The organism is Kaistia terrae, from assembly GCF_026344005.1.
GTDB lineage: Bacteria > Pseudomonadota > Alphaproteobacteria > Rhizobiales > Kaistiaceae > Kaistia > Kaistia terrae.
In genome coordinates, this window is record NZ_JAPKNH010000001.1 from 1,107,933 (window position 1) to 1,130,303 (window position 22,371).

14 protein-coding genes and 1 tRNA gene are annotated in these 22,371 nt (G+C 65.1%); 7 read left to right on the top strand and 8 right to left on the bottom strand.

The window, feature by feature from the left end; translation table 11 throughout:
* Nucleotides 1-232 precede the first annotated feature (232 nt).
* The 3 genes from OSH12_RS05125 (at nt 233) to OSH12_RS05135 (ending at nt 2,791) form a co-directional block, all read left to right on the top strand.
* Nucleotides 233-322: transfer RNA gene (locus OSH12_RS05125), tRNA-Ser, on the top strand.
* A gap of 361 nt (nt 323-683) precedes the next feature.
* Entirely contained in the window at nt 684-1,844 is a 1,161-nt protein-coding gene (locus OSH12_RS05130) for a Gfo/Idh/MocA family protein (protein WP_266342393.1), read from the top strand.
* Nucleotides 1,841-2,791, top strand: a complete 951-nt coding sequence (locus OSH12_RS05135; protein WP_266342394.1) for a DUF6492 family protein — start codon at nt 1,841-1,843, stop codon at nt 2,789-2,791. Before OSH12_RS05130 ends, OSH12_RS05135 begins: the two co-directional genes overlap by 4 nt.
* Here OSH12_RS05135 and OSH12_RS05140 read toward each other — a convergent pair.
* Nucleotides 2,758-3,744, bottom strand: a complete 987-nt coding sequence (locus OSH12_RS05140; RefSeq protein ID WP_266342395.1) for a glycosyltransferase family 2 protein — start codon at nt 3,742-3,744, stop codon at nt 2,758-2,760. The two genes, OSH12_RS05135 and OSH12_RS05140, sit on opposite strands and share 34 nt — an antisense overlap.
* A gap of 31 nt (nt 3,745-3,775) precedes the next feature.
* Nucleotides 3,776-5,155 (bottom strand): O-antigen ligase family protein, encoded by a 1,380-nt coding sequence (locus OSH12_RS05145; protein WP_266342396.1) that lies wholly within the window; start codon nt 5,153-5,155, stop codon nt 3,776-3,778.
* Nucleotides 5,156-5,378: 223 nt separating this feature from the next.
* On the opposite strand from OSH12_RS05145, the gene OSH12_RS05150 reads away from it, so the two are divergent.
* On the top strand, nt 5,379-6,314 hold the full coding sequence (locus OSH12_RS05150; protein WP_266342397.1) for a glycosyltransferase family 2 protein: 936 nt from the start codon (nt 5,379-5,381) through the stop codon (nt 6,312-6,314).
* A complete protein-coding gene (locus OSH12_RS05155; protein WP_266342398.1) occupies nt 6,311-7,960 on the top strand; it encodes a glycoside hydrolase family 44 protein in 1,650 nt (549 codons plus the stop codon). Before OSH12_RS05150 ends, OSH12_RS05155 begins: the two co-directional genes overlap by 4 nt.
* On the opposite strand, the gene OSH12_RS05160 is transcribed toward OSH12_RS05155, so the two are convergent.
* The 5 genes from OSH12_RS05160 to OSH12_RS05180 all read right to left on the bottom strand — a co-directional run bounded on the left by OSH12_RS05160 (nt 7,945) and on the right by OSH12_RS05180 (nt 16,056).
* Entirely contained in the window at nt 7,945-9,024 is a 1,080-nt protein-coding gene (locus tag OSH12_RS05160) for an NAD-dependent epimerase/dehydratase family protein (protein ID WP_266342399.1), read from the bottom strand. The genes OSH12_RS05155 and OSH12_RS05160 overlap by 16 nt on opposite strands.
* Before the next feature lie 4 nt (nt 9,025-9,028).
* Nucleotides 9,029-10,495 carry an oligosaccharide flippase family protein gene (locus OSH12_RS05165; protein WP_266342400.1) on the bottom strand — a complete coding sequence of 489 codons (1,467 nt, stop codon included), beginning with the start codon at nt 10,493-10,495 and terminating at the stop codon, nt 9,029-9,031.
* Nucleotides 10,496-10,538: 43 nt separating this feature from the next.
* The gene (locus OSH12_RS05170) at nt 10,539-12,020 is read right to left on the bottom strand and encodes a GumC family protein (protein ID WP_266342401.1); all 1,482 of its coding nucleotides are present in this window, start codon (nt 12,018-12,020) and stop codon (nt 10,539-10,541) included.
* A gap of 527 nt (nt 12,021-12,547) precedes the next feature.
* Nucleotides 12,548-13,576 carry an NAD(P)/FAD-dependent oxidoreductase gene (locus OSH12_RS05175; RefSeq protein WP_266342402.1) on the bottom strand — a complete coding sequence of 343 codons (1,029 nt, stop codon included), beginning with the start codon at nt 13,574-13,576 and terminating at the stop codon, nt 12,548-12,550.
* Entirely contained in the window at nt 13,546-16,056 is a 2,511-nt protein-coding gene (locus tag OSH12_RS05180) for a hypothetical protein (protein WP_266342403.1), read from the bottom strand. The genes OSH12_RS05175 and OSH12_RS05180 overlap by 31 nt, the downstream gene beginning before the upstream one ends.
* Nucleotides 16,057-16,528: 472 nt before the next feature.
* Here OSH12_RS05180 and OSH12_RS05185 point away from each other — a divergent pair, with 472 nt between their 5' ends.
* The gene (locus OSH12_RS05185) at nt 16,529-18,235 is read left to right on the top strand and encodes a serine hydrolase (protein ID WP_266342404.1); all 1,707 of its coding nucleotides are present in this window, start codon (nt 16,529-16,531) and stop codon (nt 18,233-18,235) included.
* Between the two features lie 155 nt (nt 18,236-18,390).
* On the opposite strand, the gene OSH12_RS05190 is transcribed toward OSH12_RS05185, so the two are convergent.
* Nucleotides 18,391-19,998 (bottom strand): winged helix-turn-helix domain-containing protein, encoded by a 1,608-nt coding sequence (locus tag OSH12_RS05190; RefSeq protein WP_266342405.1) that lies wholly within the window; start codon nt 19,996-19,998, stop codon nt 18,391-18,393.
* Nucleotides 19,999-20,341: 343 nt separating this feature from the next.
* Between OSH12_RS05190 and OSH12_RS05195 the strand changes: the two genes are divergently transcribed.
* On the top strand, nt 20,342-22,371 hold a 2,030-nt coding region (locus tag OSH12_RS05195; RefSeq protein WP_266342406.1), incomplete at its 3' end, for an autotransporter outer membrane beta-barrel domain-containing protein.

Consider the following 22,371-nt stretch of genomic DNA (forward strand, 5'->3'; position numbering starts at 1 on the left):
GAAAACGGCGCGACACTCCAGCAAGCATGAACCCGCATTCAGCCGGTTTGGCCTTTCCGGCTGGTTAATCAACCGTGGCCGAAATGCGTCAAATACATGGAACAACCGGGACTCGGGCTGGAGGGTTAATCAATTGCCCTCGTTTCGAGCGTGTTGGGCCGTCATCCACATCTGGATGGAAGGTTCCACTTGCATTCGGATCAAGGGTTCAGCATTGATCCCGGATTGACCCGGACGGGTGGCCGAGTGGTTTAAGGCAGCGGTCTTGAAAACCGCCGAGGGTGCAAGTCCTCCGTGGGTTCGAATCCCACCCCGTCCGCCATAATTAATTGATTTTATTGACTAAATTGAATGGCTGGTTCGCCGCCGATAAGCTCGTGAGGTAAGAACGAAGCGGGTTCGTTCGGGAGCATCCGGGCGAAAAGCTGCAGAGACGGGACAAAAGTCCCGAACAAAGTTGCGGCTCCGCCCCTTCTGCAGCATTCGGCGTTGCCGCCTCGGCCGATCTCTACCGGGTGAACCTCACCAGCTTGACGCCAGGCGTCAAAGCCTCGTCGCGCGCTACATCGCCCGCCAGCAAGACTGATTACCTCAGCAGGTAACCCCCCGGAAAGCCTACGCGTCTACAAGCGGAATCAGGACGGCGCCGGGCTCAATCGGCAGTCGATTGAGACGGGAAGCACATGGCGGCAGATCAAACCACGGGAATCGCGATCATCGGCTGCGGCTATGTCGCCGATTCCTACCGGCAATGCCTGTCGCTGCATGCGGATACGCTGCGCCTCGCCGGCGCCTTTGACCGGGATCCGCAGCGCCTTGCCGCCTACACCGCGACATGGGGCGGCCGCGCCTATGCCTCGCTGGACGAGGTGCTGGCCGATGGTTCCTGCGCAATCCTGCTCAACTTGACTGATCCCGAAAGCCACGCCGCCGTGACGCAGGCAGCTATCGCCGCCGGCAAGCATGTGTACTCGGAAAAGCCACTGGCCATGACGGCAACCGAGGCGGCGACACTTCGCGACGCGGCGCGAAATGCCGGCGTGCGGCTTGCCTCCGCGCCGTGCAATCTGCTCGGCGAAAGCATGCAGACCGCCTGGGCCGCAATCCGCGCCGGGACGATCGGCAAGGTGCTTCTCGCCTATGCCGAGATCGACGACGGCATGATCCATCGCGCCGGTTATGATTCCTGGGTCAGCCGCAGCGGCAAGCCATGGCCGGGACGCGGCGAATTCGAGACCGGCTGTACCTATGAACATGCCGGCTATGCGCTGACCGTCTTCGCCGCCCTGTTCGGTCCGGCGCGTCGCGTGACCTCCTTCGCGGCGCTGCTGGTCCCCGACAAGGGCACCACGCCGCCGCTTGCGCATCCCGCGCCGGATTTTTCCGTCGGCTGCATCGAATATGACAATGGCGTCGTTGTGCGGCTGACCAATTCCATCGTCGCGCCCTATGACCACCGGATGCGGATCATCGGCGAGACCGGAACGATCGAAATCAAGGAACCCTGGGACTACGCCTCGCCTGTCATCCTGCGCCGTCCGGGCCAGGGCCGGATCGCGCGCTTCATCGAACGTCGACTCGGCGGCGGTCTCGGCAAGCGCCTGCCGATGGCGCGGCGCGTGCCGTTCAAGGGCGGGCGCGGCAAGCCGACCATGGACTTTCTGCGCGGGCCAGCCGAGTTGGCCGCCGCGATCCGCGAGGACCGCCCGTCGCGGCTCGACGAGGATTTCGCCGTGCATGTGACGGAATTGACCGAAATGCTGCAGCATCCCGAACGCTTCGACCGCCCTGCCCTTGTGCAATCGCGCTTCGCGCCGATCGAACCGATGGACTGGGCGCGATGAACGCTACACCGCAAGCCAATCTGATTACCTGCTCGTTCCGGGGCGATCTCGATGTCTGCCGGATGCTATGCGAGAGCATAGATCGTTTCGTACCCGCAACGATCCCGCACAGCCTCTATGTGCCGCGTGCCGACCTGAAGCTGTTCGCCGATCTCGCCTCGGACCGCCGCACGGTCGCGGCGCAGGAAGATTTACTGCCGAGCTGGTTCGTGAAGTTGCCGCTGCCGGGGCCGGAATGGCGCAAGCGGCTGCATCTGCCCCGCCGTAACATCTATGTGACGCCGTTCAGTCCGCCGGTGCGCGGCTGGATCGCGCAGCAGATCATGAAGATCGCGGCCACGGCCAACGCCTCGGCCGAAATCGTCGCCCATATCGACAGTGACAATGTCTTCATCCGCCCCTTGACGCTCGAAGCCCTCGCCCGCGACGGCAAGGTGCGGATCTATCGCGATCCCGTGCGGGTCGAAATGGAGACACATCGCGTCTGGCAGGAGACGGCGGGAAGGCTGCTCGGCCTGCCATCCAGCCGCTATTATGGCGCGGAATACATCAATCCCTTTGTCGTCTGGCGCCGCTCCGTCATTCACGGCCTGATCGAGCGGATCGAGGGCATCGCCGGCCGCGACTGGCGCATCGTCCTCGCCCGCACCCCGCATTTCGCCGAATATGTGCTGTACGGCGTCTATGCCGAGCAGGTGGTCGGCCTCGAACAAGCGGACCTGATGCCGGAGGATTTCACGCTCTGCCATTCGCGATGGGGCGATGAATTCGCCGGCGCCGAAGACGAGGCGTCGTTCATCCGCTCGCTGCGGCCGGAGCATGTCACCTGCCTGATCCAGTCGACCATCGATACGTCGATGGCGAAGCGGCGGGCGATCTTCGATCAGGTCGCAGCGCTTGCCGCCGAGCAGGATCAGGCGCGCTTGGGGGGGGGCGCCTCGCGGTAGACGGGATAGAGGCGGCCGAAGGACAATTTTCCCAGCACGCCGGCCCAGCGATAGCCAAAATCGGCCTTGGCCGCAGCCCCTTGTCGCCGGACGAGCGGATAGCGCAAGGCCAACAGCCCGAGTTGGACCATCGCCTTGGCGCGCAGCCAGCAGCGGGTGGCCAATGGCGCATCGCTGTTGCCGGCGACGGCCTCGGCATAGACCTGTCCGCCGGCAAAGAAGCGGCGGCGCAGATAGGCGGGATCGCAACGTCCGGCTGGGACGAATTCGAACACCCGCGCCTCCGGTAGCCAGCCGAACCGGCGGCCGCGCGCCTGCAGGCGGCAGAACAGATCGAGGTCTTCGCCGCCGGCATGGCCGAAGCGCGGATCGAACGGCTGGTCATCGGCAAGCGTTGTGGCGCGACGAAAGATCGAATTGCAGGTCGCCACCGTGATGGCGCGCTCTCCGCGCTTGCCGAGCGCCACGACATCCTGGCCCGATGGCGCCTCGATCTGGCGCGAGAACAGGGTCTGGATCGCCGGAGTCACGCGGTCAGGTGTCTCGAATACGGGATCGACGCCGCCGAAAAAAACGTCATGGGGATGTTCGCGCAGGCCGGCGACGACGGCGGCGAGCCAGCCCGGCGCCAGTTCCTCGTCGTCGTCGATGAAGGCGATGATCGGCGAGGTCGCGGCGGCGATGCCGACATTGCGCGCGACCGAGATATTGGCCGGATGCGCCGCGACATAGCGGATCTCGAACGGGCCGGCTGCATTGGCAGCTTCGACCACGGCGGCGGCCGAACCCTCATCGCTGTTGTCGGCGACGATGACGGTGAGGCTTGTCCCCTCCGGCAGAGTCTGCATGCGAATGCTCACCAGCGCCTTGGCGAGAAGATCCTCGCGTCGAAAGGTGCAGATGACGATCGAGAGATCGATCTCCGTCGCACCGGTTGTCGTAACCTTGCCCAAACCGCCTGCCCCCGCCCGTTCGTGCTCGTTCCTAGAGCAAAGCATCGTGCGCGGCCATGCGAGAACCGCCACCGGCCAGATGTTGCGGCCGACCGTCGGCGAGATCCCGGCTGCGCGACAACACGAACAGGAACAGAACCGCGACGTTCGAAAGCACCGCGCCGCGCATGAACAAGGTCGCCTCGGTCAGATTGTGCAGGAGATAGAGCCAGAGCAGCATGGCCATGAAGCCGATCGCCGCACGATCCGGGCGCGGTAGCGCGCGCGCGCTCGCCTGCGCCGTGCCGGATAGAGCCCCGTTCAGGACGATCAGGACGGCGACAATCATCGCCGGCAGGCCGAGATGCAGCCAGAGCTCCAGATAGCCGTTATGCGCCTGGTTGATGGTGCCGATGTCGACGTCGCCGAGCCAGGTTCCCGGCTCCAGGCGCTGTAGCGGATCGGCCGCCAAGCCGACATCCCAGAACGCGCCATAGCCATGGCCGAACCAGAAGCGCTCCTCCGCCGAACGCAGCGCGAAGGCCCAGAGTTCGTCGCGGCCGGTAAAGGACGCATCGCCCAGCGTCGCCGTCAGCACCCGGTTAGTGTCAAAATCGAAGACCGCGAACAGGCCAAGCAGCCCGGCCAGCCCGACAAGGCCAACAAAGATCATCAGCAGGATAAAGCGAGCCCCCCGCCATTCGGCGCAGGCGAACAGGGCGATGAGCATCAGCGCGGCGCCGGCGAGGCCGATCGACGTCTTGGAGCGGGTGAGAACGAGAAACAGGATCGCCGGGGCCAACATCAGCGCAGCGATCAGGACCGAGCGCGCGCGCGTCGCGCCGAGCATCCAGGTGGCGCCCGCGACGACCGTGATCATCGCTACCAGGCCGGCGACATTCTTCTGGCTGTAGAGCCCGCGCACGCCGATGTCGGTGATGGCGACGCCGGGCCAGAGTGCGGTCCCGACCAGATTGACCAGCATGACCAGCGTCAGGCCGACGAACCAGGTCGTGTGGAACCGGCGCAGATCCTGAAGACTGGCCGCGATCCCGGCCGCAATGGTGGTCAGGAAGACGAGAAGCAGAGCCCGACGCAGTGTTAGGCCAGGATAATCGGACCAGACGAAGCTCAGCAGAGAGAAGCCGGTCAGAGCGACCAGCGGCAGGTTGCGGAGACAAAGCGACAGCGCGGCGCGGTAATGAACGACAAGGGCCACCAGCGCCAGCGCGAAAAGCCCCAGCACGACGAGACGGTCGAGCGGGCTGCCTTCAAGACGTTCGGCTACCGAAGCATCGGCGAACGGGCGCGTGCCGACCAGCGTATAAGCCATGAAGCCGACCAGCAGCACGCCATGCAGCCCGAACGCGCCGACGACGCTGCGCGCGTCGCTCGCCGCGCGCAGTTCAACCGGTATCGGGGCATCACTCATGCGGATCGGTTCCGAGGCGGGTCAAGGTTCGGACACCGTCCAGCCACTCCGGTTACGCCTGTTGGACGGTATGTCTAGTTCGGTTATCCTGACCATCCGTCCAGCTTGCTATCACAGATTCGCAGGATCGGCGTCCCGGCGCAAAGCCCGTAACGAGATTGTCCTGCAGCCTGCATTTTAGCGCGCCCAACGACACTTCCAAGCGGCAATGAAGGTTTTACAGGTGGGCAGCGTTTCCATCGTCATTCCCACCTTGAACCGGCCAAGGGCTCTGCGACGCGCCGTCGAGAGTGCGCTTGCGCAGACCGATCTCGCCGATCTCGACATTGAAATCCTGGTGATCGACAACTCGTCTGATGGCAACGCCCGCGACCTGGTCGAAGCCATCGCGCCGGGCGCCAACCGGCCGGTCCGCTACGTCTCCGCCCCGGTGCCCGGCGTCGCGAATGCGCGCAATGCCGGCGTCAACGCCGCGCAGGGGCGCTGGGTCGCCTTTCTCGACGATGACGAGCAGGCATGCGAAACCTGGCTCAGCCGGCATGTCGAGACGGCCAGGCACAGCGGCGCCGACGCTGTCTTTGGTCCCGTGACGGCGCGTGCGGAGGATGGCCGGACAATCGGCCCGCTCGCCCCGTATTTCTCGCGCCAGTTCGACCGGATCGATGGCGAGGACGTGACCGACCTCGCCCCGTATCTTGGCACCAACAATTCCATGTTCGACCGAGTCCGTTGCCTGCAGGGCGAAGGCGGCCCGTTCGATACCAGCTTGAACGAGACCGGCGGCGAAGACACGCTGTTGCTCAAGCGCCTGGCCGAGGGCGGCAAGCGCTTTACCTGGTCGGCACAGGCAAGCGTGACGGAATGGGTGCCGGAGCGGCGGATGAGCTGGGCCTATGTCCGCAAGCGGAAATTCCTGAGCGGCCAGATCCGGGTGATGGTCCACCACAAGTTGCATCCGGCGCAATGGAGCCGCATCGCCTTCTGGATGTGTGTCGGGATGGCGCAGATCGTCCTGTACGGCATCGCCGCCATTGCGCTGCGGCCGTTCAGCAGGCTTCGGGCGCAGAAGGCCTCGGTGAAGGTCTTTGGTGGACTTGGCAAGGTGCTCTGGATGCCGCGCTTCCGCCCTGCCCTCTACGGTTCTGGCCTGGTATCGTGACGCAGAACGCACCGACGCGGCGTTTGGTGCTGGCGGGCGGATTGGCGGCCGGACTCATCGGCGCCATGCCGCCGACGGTTGCGCGCGCCAATTCACGCTGGATGCTGCGGATCGCCGATGGCGGACCGGGAACCCCGATCAGCCCGCTGATCTACGGTTCGAACGAGATCGGCACCATGGACGGCGGCGCGCCCTCGGCCGAACTCGACCAGGCGGCCGGCGTCACGGCGCGGCGCCTCGGCGGCAATCTGATGACCAGCTATAACTGGGTCAACAACGCGGCGAATTCCGGCAAGGACTATCATCAGTTCAACGGCCCCTTCCTGCTCGAAGCGCTCGGGATCGCAGAGAGTGACTGGCAAAAGCCGGGCCGGCTGATCGAGACGATGCACGAATCCTCGCTGGCGATGGGGGCGAAAAGCCTCGTCACCGTGCCGCTTGCCGGCTATGTCGCCGCCGATTTCGACGGCCCCGTGCCGGAGAATGCCAGCGCGCCCTCGCCGCGTTTCGTGCCGATCCGTTGGGAGCCCGGCGCGAAGGCGGGCGATCCGATCGATCGCCTTGTCGCCGACATCCCGCAACTCCTGGCTCGCCTGACCGCCCGCTTCGGAGGCGCCGACAGCGAGAAGGGCATTTATGCCTATGCGCTCGACAACGAGCCCGGGCTCTGGCCGGAGACGCATCCGCGCATCGTGACCGGCAAACCGACGATCCGCGCCTTTCTCGAACGCTCGCTGGCGGCAGCGCGCGCGATCAAGCGGGCCGATCCGGCAGCGCGCGTGTTTGGTCCCGTCAGTTGGGGCGCATCCGAGATGGTCAATTTCCAGGACGCACCGGACTGGAGCGATTATCGCCAGTTCGGCAGCTTCCTCGCCGCCTATCTCGACGCCTTCCGCCAGGCATCCGAGCGCGACGGCATCCGGCTGCTCGATGCGCTCGACGTCCATTGGTATCCCTACAGCAACCGGGGCAACCTGTTCCGCAGCGAGGATCCGGCGTTGGCAAAGGCCCTGCTTGACGCGCCGCGCTCGCTGACCGAGCCGGGTTTTCGCGAGGAGAGCTGGGTGGTTCGGGCGCTCGGCAACGCCGATAGCGACCGCGACGTCGGCTTGCCACTGCTGCCAAGCCTGCGCCGCATCGCTGATCATGGCTTTCCCGGAACAGCGATCGCCGTCACCGAATTCAACTATGGCGGCGCCGGGCAGATTGCCTCGGGACTGGCGCTGGCCGACGTACTCGGCCGCTTCGGCCAGCAGGGCGTCGCCTTTGCCAGCCATTGGGGCAGTCTCGATGGCTCGCTCGGCGCGGCCTACCGGCTGTTCCGGCTGCCGGACGCGAGCGGCCAGCGTTTTGGCCCTCGATCGCTCGGCGTCACCATCGAGGGCAATCCGGATCTCGTCGCTTATGCTGCCGCCAACGCGGATGGCCGGCCGGGCGTGCAACTGGTGGTGATCAACAAGTCGGAAGCTGCAGCGCTGGTCGATATCCGCTTCGAGACAGCCAGCGACCGGAAGTGCGCCTCCGTACTAGGCTTCGATGAGGCCAACCCAATGACAGCGCCGCTGGCAGCGATGCCATTAGCGGCCGATGGTGGCTGGCAGCTGGAATTGCCCGCCCGTTCGGCGCGGCGCTACGCTTTTGGCTGAGGCGGCTGTTTGACGATCGTTCGCGCAAGGCCCTCGGCGAGGCCGGTGCGCGAAGCCAGGCCTAGAGCGGCGGCCGCATCGGTCCGGTAAATGGCCTTGCGGCCGAAGATCGCCATTTCGGCGCGTGTCGGCGCCAGCGCCGCGCGGCGCGACACCGGCAGCCCCAGGCGATGCCCGATCTTGCTCAGGACGGCAACAAACTGTCGCACAGCAAGGCCGAAACCGCCGAGCCGAGGCAGTTTTGGCGCGCCGATCCGCTGGGTGAGAGCGGCGAAATACGCGTTCCAGCTCGGCGTCTCGGGTCCAACGAGCGTGAGAATTGTCACCCTGCCCCAACCGCTCGCATCACGGGTCAGGCGGAGCGATGCTTCCGCGACGACCGCGCCGATATCATCGACATGGACAAGCGCTGCCGGGCCATCGGCAGCGGGTCCGAAATCGGCCCACGCCCCGGCGACGATCCGCTCGGCCAGTTTGTCGGTCCAGAAGACGCTGCCCGTGCCATAGACAATTCCCGGCCGCAGGATCAGCGCACGCCGGCCGGGATGCGCCGCATCGCTGGCCCAGGCACTCACCAGTGCCTCGCAGGCGAGCTTCGCCCTGGCATAGGTCCCGAGCGAGCCCACCGGCGGCATGGTTTCGTCGATCGCACCCGTCCGCTCGCCATAGACGGCGATCGAGCTGAAATAGATCAGCCGCTCGATGTTCGCATCGCTCATGGCGTCGAGCAGCGTCCGGCACTGCGCCACCATGGCCGCCTCGTCGCCATAGGCGGCATGAACGACCAGTTTCACATCCGCGACGGCGCCGCGCATCTGCGCCCGATCGTCGAGATCGCAAGGGATCGGCACGAGGCCCTCCGGCGAGTTCGTCGTGGAGGGCGACCGCCGCGTGCCGGCGCGCACGGCGAAAGCGCCTGCCGCCAGTCGGGCTGCGACGACCGATCCGATGAAGCCCGTAGCGCCGGTTACCAGGACGGGGCAGCGCGGTTTGACAAAAGCGGGCATGCGGTCGGGCTTTGGGGAAATAGGATCGGACATGATTTCAGGCATGGCTTCAGACATGGGTTCAGGACTCCGCGGTCGTGGCCAGCCGGGAAGATGGCCGCAGGATCCCCAGCAGGGTCCGCAAGGTCGGACGAGCGAAGACGATCAGAAGCCCCACATAGCAGACAACGCCGATCGCCACCGAAAGGATCAGCGCCAGTGGACGGCTGATCTCGTCCATGGCGAACCCACTCGCGGCGACTACCACGCCCATGATGGAAGCGAGCCCATAGGCCGGCAGCAAAGCACGAAAGCGGTCGATCCGCGACCAGGCGAGATGGCGGGCCGGCAGGCCAACCGCGAACAGCGCCTGGAAGCCATCGCCGACAAGCCGTGACAGGCCGACGCTGATTGGTCCGAGCGGGGTGGCCAGCACCAGCAGCGCCATCGTCGCGCCAAAACCCGACAAAGCGGCGATCAGACTGAATTCCGGCCGGGCGCTGGCCGACAGCGCCGTATAGACGAGGCGCGCCGGCAGCAGGATGGCGGCGCCGATAGCGAGGCAGATAGCGATGGGAATCGCCGCGTCCCAGCCGGGTCCGGCGACGATCGGCAAAAGGATCGGCGTCACGGCTGCCATGCCGATGAACAGCGGCGCGATGACGAAGGCGGCGTTGGCGACGACCGGCTCGAGGCGGTCACGCAGGCGGCGAGGATCGTCGCCGGCGCTCGCAAAATAAGAAAAGGCAAGGTTGTGCGAGGTGGCGATGATGGCGCCGCGGATCGGCTCGATCAGGCGCATCGCCATGTTCACATAGCCCAGAACCGTGATGCCATAGAGCGCGCCGACGAGATTGTTGAAGGCGAGATAGGTCAGATTGTCGGCCAGTCGATCGAAGAAGGAGATACGCGCGAACCGGCCGACATGGCCCAGATGCGTCCTCGACCAGCGGGGTAGAATGAGGAATCCGAGCCGCCATTGCAGCAGGATGGCGCGGGCCACGACCACCAGCAGGCGCTGGGCGATCAACGCCCAGATGCCACCGCCGCCAAAGGCGATCGCCAGCGCCAGCGCGATGCCGATCGCATGGCCGCCCAGAGTCGCGAACGCCACATCGTTGAACCGGTGCAGTCGCCGCGCCAGCGCGGTCGCGATATCGGAATGTCCGCTGAAGAAGATCGAAAGCATGGCGACCGGCAACAGCAGCCGCATCTGCGGTTCGCCATAAGCGTTTCCAAGCCAGAACCCGCCAGGGATGGACAGGGCGAACAGGACGAGGGCCACCAGCCAGGCGGCGGCAAGAGCGGCACCCAGATGCGAGCGGCGCAGTGCGCGCCTTTGCGCCAGCGCCTCCTCGAATGGCGCGCCGACGCAGACGGAGGCGACAGCGACGAGGGTCAGGACCAACGCGCTTATGCCGAAATCGCGCGGCTCCAGCATCCGAGACAGGATGACGGTACTGCCGGTAAGCAGGGCAAGCCGGCCGATCGCATCGGCGCCCGCCCAACCGATCCAGCCCAGCAAGCGAGGCGTCTTGCGCTGGATCATGGAGGGGTTCGCTTTGTCGGACGACCGGAGCAGCGGGGCATCGTCAAGTCGGCATCGGGATCTCGCCGGAGGACGCCATGGGGCGGGCCGACGCATGACGACGGGGCTCGAGCCGGGAAAGCGAGCCGAAGGTGAGCATCGCCCGAAGCGTCAGCAAGGCCATGGCGAGGATCCCGCCGAAGGCGGCACCGAGGACACTCCAGGCCAGTTGACCCGCGAGCGACTTGCGCGCCGGCGGCGGCTGCGCGACCGAGACGATGCGGACGGCGCCGGGATCGATGCGGCCGAATTCGCCTGCCTGCAAGGCGCGCGTCTTGAAGGATTCGAGCAGGGTGCGATGGGTCTCGACCTCCTGCTCCAGCGCGCGCATCTCGATTTTCGCCTGCTGTGCCTTGGCGACAGCGTCGGAGAGCGTTGCGACCGAGCGAGCGACCGCTTGCTGCGTCGTGCGGGCGCGCTCGAGATCCGCGCGGGCGGCGAGCCGGATGCGGGCAAGTTCGAGATCGATCCGCCGTCCGATTTCCGCGACGCGGCCGCGCGCCGCCGTCAGATCGGGATGCCGATCGCCGAGCCGTGCAGCCAGGGCCACGAGATCTTCCTGCGCCGCGTTCTGGCGCTCGATCAGAAGGGTCAGCGAGCGTGTGTCATCATTGGCGCCCAGCATGCCGACATCCTGGCGCGAGGAATCGAGCTGAGCCGCGCGCGATGTCGCCTGATCGAGCCGCAATTGTGCGGCGCCGACCTCGGTGACCGCGTCGGCCAGCTTCTGCTCGACCACCAGCCGGTCGCCGGTGCTGATCAGTCCGTTCTGCATGCGGAAGGCGTTGGCCTTCGCTTCGGCGTCGCTCAATTGCTGCCGCAAGGTGTTAAGCCGGGACGTCAGCTCATCGGCCAGACGGCGGGCGGTGGCCGTACGGTTCGCCGCATCCGCCTCGACATAGGCCTCAACCACCGCATTGGCGAGGTTGGCGGCTGCGGCCGGCGTCGCGGCGGTTGCCGCGACATCGATGACAAAGCTGCGCTCGGCCCGCGTCACCTGGATGGAACGCTGGAGGGCTGCAAGGGCCGCGGCGTTGCCGCCTGCGGAATCGAGGCTCGGGCGCAGCGGCATCGGTTCGGTCGGCGTCGCGTTCTTCGCTTCGACATCTTCATCCGGGGCCAGATCGTTCATCAGGCTCTCGTCGCGCAGGACCTTCGACAACACGCGCTCGGAGGTCAGGATGCGCATCTGGCTCTCGACGACGCCGATCTGGCTGTTGGCGTCGAACTGGGCGGTGGAGACATCGCCGGGAAACACGGGCAACCCGCGCGGATCGAGCAGGAATTGCGCCGTCGCCGTATAGCGCGGCGGCAGGGAGGATTTCGCGAAGAAACCGAGGCCGCCGAACACGACGGCTGCCAGCAGGATCCAGCCAAGCCCGCGTCGGAGCGAGACGGCCAGGACGGCGAGCGCGACCGGCCACGGCCCGGCATCGCTTACCGAGGCCGCGTTGGCTGTTCCGAGGATGCGGGAACCGTCGGCCATGAACGCGCCGGTTTTCTTTCTCTGTTTGCAAGAGGCTCTCTTTGAGCCGCCAGCCGCCGCCGAAATGCAGATTAGGAATTCTAGCCCGCTGGCAAGGGAGCGGGATCGAGATAGTCGAGACTAGTCGCCGGCGGATTAATTTTCGGTTCAGAGGCTACGGCCACTTCATAGGCCGGCCTTAGCGTAAGACACACTTATCGAGGCCTATAGAGACAGACGATCGCGATAATCGGTCGGCGATTGCCATTAAATGTCCAGTTGTCAGCTGAATTTGTGGCTAGATGCCACTCGGCAGATCGCCGACACCACAACGAAGTCGGTATTACCTCCACGAAGACAGCCGCCTGTGTTGAGACATGAGACCGGCGCGCAACCACACGCGGACCCCGGGCCGCCGGCGGCAGTAGAAGCCGGCCGGCGCCTCATTCGCCGCGCCAGCCTGTCGATTGGGCAAGATGCCTGACGGGGCCCGTCGACGCTTGAGCGTTGCCTCAACCAGATTCGCGCCATCAAATAACCAAATCAAATCAGGCGAATTCCATCGCGCCGAGTTCGCGATAGAAGCGTCCCAGTTGGAGGATGTCTGTCTCGAACCATCCGGCCAGCCAGCGGTGATAGGCTCCCGACAGTTCGGCCGGCGGCGCCTTGCCGGAAAGGCTCGCCTCGATCAGCTGGCCGGCGAGCGTGCCGGACATCAGCGCCTTCAGCACGCCATGCGAGGATGCTGGGTCGAGCACCGCCGCGGCGTCGCCGACGATGAACCAGCCGGGACCGGAGGTCTGTGTCGCCATCCGCCATGTGACATCGGCGCCTTTCGTGCGCCCGACCGGAGAAAGGCGGCGCAGTTCCTCGGGTGGGCCGATGTCGGTCCCCGTCTCGCCGAAGCGCATGCGCGTCCACTGATAGAGTCCCAGCTTAACGCGTGCCGTCCACGTCCACCCCGAGGCATCGGCGACAAGAAGCGGGGCCTGGTCGCGTTCGGGGCAGGAGCCTTCGGCATAACCGTAATGGGCGATCAATCGTGGCGAACGGGCGGGCGTGTCTATGCTCATAATACGCCCGAGCCAGCGCGCGGCGCCCGTCGCGTCGACCACCATCCGCGCCGAGATATCGCCATCGGCCATGCGCACGCCGCAAACGGCCGGGCCGGTGCGGAGCACGTCACGCGGCGCGCAGCCCCTGCGGATTTCGACGCCAAGTTCAGCGGCACGGCCGAGCAGCAGGGCGTCGAAATCGGCGCGCCAGACCTGCAGGCCCATCCAGCGGTCCCCGACCCCGCCGCCAAAGGCTTCGAAGTGGCGCTTGCCCGATTTCTCGATCCAGATCCCCTCGTGGCGCGCGCCGGTCACGCCGGCGAGACGGTCAGCGACGCCGAGCTGGGTCAGGATCGCCTCGGCGCCGGGATGCAGCGTCTCCCCGGGCCGGTCGCGATCGCCCTTCTCGCGCTCGCAAAGGATCACCCTCAGCCCGCGCTGGGCGCAGGAAATGGCGGTAGCGCTGCCCGCCGGGCCGCCCCCGACAACGACTATGTCGGTATCGAACGATCGACGGTCCACGGCTTTCCTGCGCGCTGAATCAAGACGGTGTTGCCACGGACATAGGCTGTCGCCTGCTCCAGAACCTCGACATGCGTGGTGTGCTGGTCTGACGGATCGGCCGTCTGCGCGCCCCAGCGAAAGACGTGGAACCGATAGCGAGGCGATCCGCCGGGCCCATCGCCAAGGTTTGCACCCGACACCTTTTCGGCCTCGCCCAGATCCGCGTCGCCCTCGGCGACGGTGCGGAAGGAGAGGACCGCCCAGGTGGCCTTCTCCCGCAATACCTGATTGACCGCGTCGACGGCCCCGAAGCGTTGGACGAATTCGGGATCGCGAATGCCGAGCGCCCAGTAGATGGCGGCCATGGCGAGGATGCGCCGCTTGTATTCCTCGGCATCGATGCGCGCGGTCAGCGCGGCTGTCATGGTGCCGACCATGTCGATGTAATCGACCCGGAAGGCGTTGGGATAGGCGACCACCGGCTGGTCCTCGATGGCGATCAGCTGTGGGCCGCGCACGCCGTCCCAGGACAGATAGCGGCCATCGGCGAGCGGCGCGCTGCCGATCTCCTCATCCGTCAGCGGCGCGATGGTGGGATAGGGATAGCGACGACCGCCGATCTTCTTGTCGGGCGCGAAGGTTCGGGTCGAGTCCGGCGCCACGCCCGGCCAGTAGGCCCCGAGCGCCGCGCACAATTTGGCGTCCTCTATGAACGGCGAGCCGAGCCCGTAGCCGGCCATGAATCGCTGCAGCGGCAGGTTCGGGTCTGAAAAATAGATGCCCTGGCTCGTATCCCAACCCGGATCAAAGAGGCCGGGAGAGCCGTCCGGCAGGCCCGTCTTGCGGACGGTCCAGGGACCGTTTGGCGTCTGCGCGACGCGAGGCTCTGTTCCGGGCTGGGTGACGATCGCCGTGATCGTCGTGTCGTCCAGGCTGAAGCCGGCCGGCAGGGTGACATTGCCGGCAATCCGGGTCTGCGAAAGCGCGAGCGGGTGGATGGCCCAGAGCGAGCCCCGGATCGCCTCGGGAACCTCGGTCTGCCACCAGGTCATCAGGTCGCGCTGCGTGACGCCAGGGAAGAAATCTGGCAGGGCAACCATGGCATAGGCGGGCTTCACCGCATCGACGCTTTCGGCAAGTTGCGGGCAGATTGCCTCGATCCAGCCGTCCCCGACGCCATCATAGTAATGCAGCGCCTCATAGCCTCCGGCTGCGATGACTTCGTCCATGTCCGGCCGCAGATTTAGGTTCTCGATCTGGCCGTTGGGAAGGACGCGGTGACGGATGTTGATGTATTCGGGGGCTGGCCGCTGCGCATCCTGCGCCGAATCCAGCATGTAGCGCGGCTGCTCGTCCTCATCGCCCAAGGGCAGGACCTGCATCGCGGAGAGTTGCAGATTGCCGAGGTCCGACGTGTATTTCCCGTCGACCGGAAACGTCAGCAACCGTCCTTCATACTGGGCGGCCGTGACGAGCGGATTGGCGCGGGGTTCGAGCAGGCCGCCACCGAAACCGCGTCGCTGCGACAGGGAGCCGATCCTCTCGTCCTTGATCAGGAACGGAAAATTCTCGAGATCCTCGCCGCGCCAGTTGTTCTTGAGGCCCTGCAGGTCGAGAAAGCGGTGGAACTGCGCGAGGCCGTCATTGCGGAGGTTGCGGCGCAGATCGACCTCCAGGTCGAGGTCCGCGATGCACTCGCTGCCGCTGAAGAGCTTGTGGATCGGCACCCAGAAGGCGAGTTTCTCGTCTCCCGGCTGCGGATCCTGGGGACCGAAGGCCTCGGCCGCGCCTGTCATCTCGATCGCGAGATAGGGCGCGAAGCGTCGCGGCAGAACGGGGAAGTCGAACGGCCGCGCCTCGTCCGCCGCAACGAAGCCGCGCTCTTTCGCGTCGTAAGTCGGGGCGAGCGTGCCGAGGCGGGCGATGCCGGAACGCGAGAAGCAAAGCTCCGCATGGCGGCCATGCACGGACATCGGCGCATTCTGATATTGCGGCGCGAACACGACGATGCCGAGCGGCTTGCCGCCGGCACGGTCCCGCAGATCCTTCATGGTCGGAGGATGGACGCCGTAGACGAAGTTCTCCACCGCTTCGATTTCGGCAAGGCTCGGGAAGTCGCCGAGCGGCCGACCGGCGGGGTCCATGACGACGGTTGGCGATGCAAACGCATGATAAAGCAGGCTCCGGTCTGGGCTGCCCGGTTCGACCGCGCTTTTTCCGGCGAGCGAGAAATCACCGAAGCCGGGATAGGTCCGATCGATGCGCGACAAGGGCTTCGTCAGTTCGCTCGAAAGGTCACGCGCCCCGATATCCAGTTCGCCGCCGGTGGCTTCCAGGAGAAGCGATCGCCATCCGGCCGCGCTGAGGCGCTCCAGGGCCGCCGAAACGGGATCGACCAGACGCGGCGCTTCATGTGCGAAGGCAGGCAGCGCCCGCGAGATGGTGAAAGCGCCTGCCCCGAGCGCTGCGTATCGAAGAAAGTCCCGTCTGGTTGTCATGGCTCCCCCTCAAGCCGGGCGCCATTTCGCATGATGCCCTAGCGTCATATTGGCACGAAATCGGCAGAACGAAACATTTACTTGCGTTACCTTTGGTTCGCTGACACCGGGTAGAAAGCGATTTCTTTTGGTGTCGCATTCCTCCCTTTCGATGTCGCCGCGTTTCGGGCTGTCGTGTCGGGACAAAGGCAATCAGAATCCACGGGAGTGCGCGAAATCCGGCGCATTCTGGCGCCATGGCGACGGCCGTCACATCGGCGTCACGGCCGCCACCGTCAAGTATAATTGCCAGAACCGGTGGCGGGCGGTCGAGTGCTATCCTTGTACGCTTCTGTTTATGACTTCGGTTGCCCTAGCGTCGATTCGATTTGTCGGTGCAATCATCGGTGCCGCGCTGGCGCGATGACAGGCTGAAGCCTAACATCTCCGCTGAATCGCGGCGGGGTCTCCGGCGCCAAACGACGGGGGCGTCATGAAAGCGGACAGGAAGCGTTGGACGGTGTCGCGAAAAGATCGCGGTCGCGCCGGTGGTGCGGTTGGGGCCAGCACGGCCTCGCGGCTTCGGCATGCCATCTCGATCGTCAGCGGGAACGGACGGGGCTTCGTCTGCGCAATGGCTCTCGGCTGCATCAGCCTCACGGCGGCCGCGGCCCATGCGCAGACTGCATCGTCGCCGCCAGCGATCCCGCTCGAACTTGGCGCCATCCCACCCCAGGACATGATCGCCCTCGCGCCCGGCGGAACCGAAAAGGCCCTTGCCGCGCTCCCCGCGATCATCGACGACACGATGAAGCGCAGCGGCATTCCGGGCATGGCGGTTGCCGTCGTGCATGGCGGCAAGACGGTTTTCGCCCAGGGTTTCGGCGTGCGCGAAATCGGCAAGGACGCTGCGGTCGACCCACAGACGGTGTTTCAGATCGCCTCGCTTTCCAAGCCGATTGCAGGGACAATCGCCGCCATTGAGGTCACCGCCGGCAAGGTCAAATGGGATGACAAGGTGGTGCGCTTCCTGCCCACCTTTGCCCTTGCCGATCCCTATCTGACGGCGAACGCCACGATCGGGGATTTTTATGCGCACCGATCGGGCCTGCCGCTCGCGGCGGGCGACGATCTCGAGGATCTCGGTTTCGACCGGCACACCATCATCGAGCGGCTGCGCCTCCTGCCGCTCGATCCGTTCCGAACTTCCTATCACTACGCCAATTTCGGCATCACGCTCGGCGCCGAGGCGGTCGCGGCCGCCTCCGGCCAGACATGGGAAGAACTCGCCGCCAGCGCGTTGTTTGAGCCGCTGGGCATGACGTCGACCAGCACGCGGCACCAGGAATTCCTCGCCCGCAAGAATCGCACCGTGCTTCATGCGCTGGAGGACGGGCGCTTTCAGGCGCTGTTTGACCGGAACGCCGACGCGCAGTCCCCGGCCGGCGGGGTGTCGTCGAACGTTGTCGATCTCGCCGAATGGCTGAAGCTTCTGCTGGCCGGAGGAAAGTTCGGCAGCACGCAGATGATCAGCGCCGAGGCCCTGGCTCCCATGCTGCGCGCCCAGGCCTTCAGCGCCCCCTCGCCATCGCCGGACGCTCGATCGGGTTTTTACGGCTATGGCTTCAATGTCGGCGTTGGCGCCAACGGGCGGCCGATCATGAGCCATTCCGGCGCCTTTGTGTTGGGCGCGGCCACCAACCTGCAGATCCTTCCGTCGGCCGATGTCGCCATCGTCGTGCTGACGAATGGCGGCCCGATCGGAGCGGCGGAGACCGTTGCGACCCAGTTCATGGATTATGTCCAGTATGGCGCCTCGACGCGCGACTGGTTCGAGCTGTTTCGCGCGCGGGTGATGAACTACTACGACCCGGCCGGCGATCTCGTCGACGCCAAGCCGCCGACCGACCCCATGGCCGCCAGCGCTCCCGCTACCTATGTCGGCACCTACCGCAACGACTATTTCGGCCCGGCAAGGATCGAGCTCGACGGACAGGACCTCTTCTTCTCGGCCGGTCCGAAGGCCGCGAAGTTGAAGCTTTCGCACTGGGCCGGCGACACGTTCTCCGTCGCCCCGCGCGGCGAGAACCAGGCCTTCGGTTCGCTGTCCTCGATCAAGTTCGACGTGAAGGATGGCAAGGCCGTTTCCTTCAGCGTCGGCTATCTCGACGGCAACGGGCTGGGCACGTGGCGCCGGTGACGTCCGGCCGCGTGCGGCGCAGGATCATGGGGCCGATCACGGACTCTCGCATCCTGACGGCGCGTTTCAGTCTCCGTCCGGTTCGTGCTGGCATGCTCCAACCGTGTCGTCGCGGCTCGCCTTTCAACGGAGTGAAGTTGCGATGAACCGCGTGCCTAAGCGGCCGCGATCAGACCTGTTCCGATAAGGACGACAGGCGTAACCACATCCTTGCCATGCAGCCTGGTCAAATGGTCGAGGAGCCCCTGCATGATGTTGGCGCGCGCCTGCAGCGAGGTGAGTTGGCGCACCGACGTCATGTAGGTGTATTCGATCGCGTTGCGCGCGCCTTCGCGGCCGGCTGCGATCAGGACATCGCTGACAGCCTTCGGCAGTTGTTGGCTGGCCGGCGTGACCAGCGTGGTGACCATCGCGCTGAGATCCGGCGGCGAATGCGGGCTCTCATAGGAGAACGCCATTGGCACCTTAAGCGCCTCGCGGTCGCCTGCCGCCAGCAGCGCGATGTACCTGAGCACACGCATGTGTACTTCGAATGCGGAATCGGGATCCGCCATCTCGATGCCGCGGTCGTAAAATGCCACCGCAGCGGCGAAGTCGCCCCGCGCCTGCCGCAACTGCCCGAGCACCGGCAAGGCGGCGGCCGAGTCAGCCATACGGGCAAAAGCCCTGTCTGCGAGATCCTCGGCGAGCTCGAGATGACCGCGATCGACGAAATAGAGCAGCTTGGCTGCGGTCAGTGTCAGCAGCGGGTTGGTTTCGATGAGTGGCAGGCAATCCAGCACGGTCGCCTCGATCTCGCTCTCGATCTCGTCGCGCTCATCGCGGCCGATGCCGGTGAAGGGATTGGTGAGGACAAGGCGCGCAAACAGATGCAGGCACCATTGCAGGGCAATGTCCGCACTGGTCGGATTCTGCGCTCGCGCGTCACGCAGCTGCAGACCCTTCTCCAGCCATTTCGGGTTGGAGGCCGACAACAGGGTCGATGCGTTGCGCAGGCGGATTTCAAGCGACTGATCGGCAGGTGTGCCAAGCCCTTCCGAGGCCTCCGCCAGATTGCGCTGCAATGCCTCGATGATGCCGATCGAGGCGCGTTCCACCTCCGGAAGAAGCGAGGCCATGGTGGCGTTGCCGAACTCGAGCCGGAAGGCCCGGATAATGCGCCGTGAGGCCCCTTCGCGCAGGGTAGCGGTGCAATCCAACCGATCCCCGTTGTCCTGAAAGCTCACCTTCAGGACATAGCGCGCTGCGTGCGTCGCAGGGCCGTCTTCACGCCCCAGCACGATCACGGTCTCGCCTGCGCCAAGCCGAGCCGCGATCCTGTCGCGCATATGCTTGGTTACAGCGTCCGCACGGTCCGTAAGGGGCTTGTCATGCCGTGGGACGATAGCGGCTATCGCCAGAAGTCCGCTGACCGGAGCCGGATCGGGCCTGGGGGCAACGGGGGGCAAACTCGTCGCGATCCAGACGTAGCCCTCGCCATATTGCGTGGCGATGAAACGGGGGGATCGTGCGCTATCGCCGAGCTTGGTACGCAGGCGGTTGACGAGAAAGTCGACATTGCGGTCGGACGCATCGGCCTGGGTCGGCGCGATCGCGCCGAGCAACTGACTGCGTTGCATCAGGCGGTGCGGGTTCCGGGAAAGCACAAGCAGGAGCGCGCGCTCGCTGCGCGTGAATCGAATTTGCTCCCCGTTGCGATGAGCGAACAGGCAGGTGTCATCCAATACGACATCACCCATCACCAATCCGCCGAGCTGCGGCATCCCACGCTTCATCCGAACGCCCCAGACCGCCGGTCGACACGGCATGAAATCTCGAAAACACACGGCACCAGAATGTACGAAGCTTGACGTCCGGTCCATGCCGTTGGGGCACGCAGCTTTCTACCGTGTCCTGCCGCGAGGAACGGGGCAAATCGGACCATGTCTGCCGAGACCAGGCATCACGCGTGACCGGGTCACCCTCCGATTGATGCACGCTTTCAAATATCAGGCAAACAATCGCCTGCTATAGGCGATCTGAGCCAGAAATGGCCGCATAGACATATTGTCCGGGCAGCCCTGTCATTCATCTGTGCGCAAAGACTACCAGCAAGCGGGGGACGCCATGGCGCAGTCAACAAATCGTCCGATCCAGCATCGCCCCATATCGATGCGCGTTTCGAGCAAGGGCTTGCGCCAGGACGGAAGGTTGACGCGTCATCGCCGCAGCCTGTTGACCGGTGCCGCGGTCCTGCCGGCAGCGGCGCTCTGCCTGTTGATGGCCGGCACGGCTGCACGCGCGGAAAACATTCAATGGATAGGTCAAGGCGATTGGTCCGATGCCGAAAACTGGCAAGTTTTGCCGAACGGCGCCCATGTTTTGCCGGGGGAAAACGACAACGTCTTCATCTACACTCGAGGTCCGAACGTCAACGCTGCGGATGCTTTCACCCGCCAGTTGACTATCTCTGGTGCCAATAGCTCGCTCACGGTAAGTCCCGGGGGGACGCTTACGACCACTTATGGCGCATACCTGGGTAGAGGCACAAACACTGTCGGCAAGGCAACGGTAAGCGGCGCAGGAGCCGTATGGAATGCGGACACCATCTTCTTCGGCGCAGATGGCGGATCAGGTACGGTAACCGTCTCCGACGGCGGCAAGATAAATGGAGGAATTGATCTTAGCGCGGCCGGCAGCTTGCTAACGGTAACGGGAGCCGGGTCAGAGGTTAACAGTGATTTTATTCGCCTCTTTCGTGGAAAAACTGTCGTTTCTGATGGAGCTTCGTTATCTAGCAGCCACATATTCTCGGTCCAAGGCAACGCGAATCTCTTCGTTGGCGGGGGAACTGCCGACGCAGCGGATGCCAAGGCGCCCGGCTTCATTGCAATGTCAGGCGGCAGCATTTCGATGGCTGGCGCAGGCACCATCAACTTCAATCATACCGACCAGACCCGCAAATACGTGTTTGCGCCTGCCTTGTCGGGCGGTGGCACCCTTGAGTTCATCAACGGTGCCACGGTGCTGACCGCCAATAGCAGCGCCTTCACCGGCACCACCAATGTCCGCGAGAAGGGCACGCTGGTCGTCAAGGGTTCGCTGGCCGGTTCCGACGTCAATGTGTGGGGCGTACTGGCTGGCAATGGCGCCGTGAAGAGCGCGACCATCAAGGGCAACGGCAAGATCGAACCGGGCAATTCGATCGGCACGCTGCATATCAGCGGCGACCTGACGATGGAGGCGGAGTCGGACTACACGGTCGAGATCAACGGCAGTGCAAGCGATCTCATCGATGTCGGCGGAAGCGCAACCATTCTGAGTTCCACGTTCGAGATCCAGCGCTACGATACTGCGCAGTCGCCGGTTTTGCCGGGCACCACCTACACCATTCTGAAAACAGTAGGCGGCCTCACCGTGCAGTCGCCAACGGTCGCCGTCGCCGATTTTCCGTTCCTGAATTTCACCCTGAGCGAGGACGGCTTCAACGGCTATCTCACCACGTCGCGCAGCAGCGAGCGGTTCGCGGAGCTGGCTTCCACGCCGAACGAGATCGCGGTTGCGAACGTGCTGGACGGGATCGGTTCGGGCACGGCCTGGGAGCAGGTCGTCGGCGCAAGCGAGGCGCAGGCACGCTCCGCCTTCACCAGCCTCGGCGGGGCGTCCTTTCACGCCAGCGCGCTCAGCGTATTGTCCAACCAATCGCATTTCCTGCGCGACGCGGTGATCAACCGGCTGGCCGGCGCGAACGCGGGCCAGCTCCAGGCCATCGATGGCCTGTCGGCGACGAACGATCCGGCGACGGTGACCGCGTCTGACCCGGCCTATGCGATGTGGGGACAGGTCCTCGGCAGCTGGGGCGCATTCGACGGCAGCAGCAACGCGACGCGGGTCACGGATTCGATCGGCGGCCTCGTCACCGGCGTGGATGTATCGGTCGCCGAGACATGGCGTTTCGGTATCGCCGGCGGCTACAGCCACAGCTCCTTCGAGGCCACGGATATCGCGGCATCCGGTTCCAGCGACAGCTATCACGTCGCGCTTTATGGCGGATGGCAGTCGGATGGTTGGGCCGTGCGCGGTGGTGCTGCGTATTCGTGGAACGACATCGACACGTCGCGCCAGGTTCAGGTGGTCGGGATCGGTGACGTGCAGGA

Bases quoted from the DNA above. Each gene is read 5' to 3' on its own strand.
- OSH12_RS05165 (WP_266342400.1), bottom strand. From the start codon at position 10,495: ATGATCCAGCGCAAGACGCCTCGCTTGCTGGGCTGGATCGGTTGGGCG.
- OSH12_RS05145 (WP_266342396.1), bottom strand. From the start codon at position 5,155: ATGAGTGATGCCCCGATACCGGTTGAACTGCGCGCGGCGAGCGACGCG.
- OSH12_RS05130 (WP_266342393.1), top strand. From the start codon at position 684: ATGGCGGCAGATCAAACCACGGGAATCGCGATCATCGGCTGCGGCTAT.
- OSH12_RS05185 (WP_266342404.1), top strand. From the start codon at position 16,529: ATGAAAGCGGACAGGAAGCGTTGGACGGTGTCGCGAAAAGATCGCGGT.
- OSH12_RS05190 (WP_266342405.1), bottom strand. From the start codon at position 19,998: ATGCCGCAGCTCGGCGGATTGGTGATGGGTGATGTCGTATTGGATGAC.
- OSH12_RS05135 (WP_266342394.1), top strand. From the start codon at position 1,841: ATGAACGCTACACCGCAAGCCAATCTGATTACCTGCTCGTTCCGGGGC.
- OSH12_RS05170 (WP_266342401.1), bottom strand. From the start codon at position 12,020: ATGGCCGACGGTTCCCGCATCCTCGGAACAGCCAACGCGGCCTCGGTA.
- OSH12_RS05160 (WP_266342399.1), bottom strand. From the start codon at position 9,024: ATGTCTGAAGCCATGCCTGAAATCATGTCCGATCCTATTTCCCCAAAG.
- OSH12_RS05180 (WP_266342403.1), bottom strand. From the start codon at position 16,056: ATGACAACCAGACGGGACTTTCTTCGATACGCAGCGCTCGGGGCAGGC.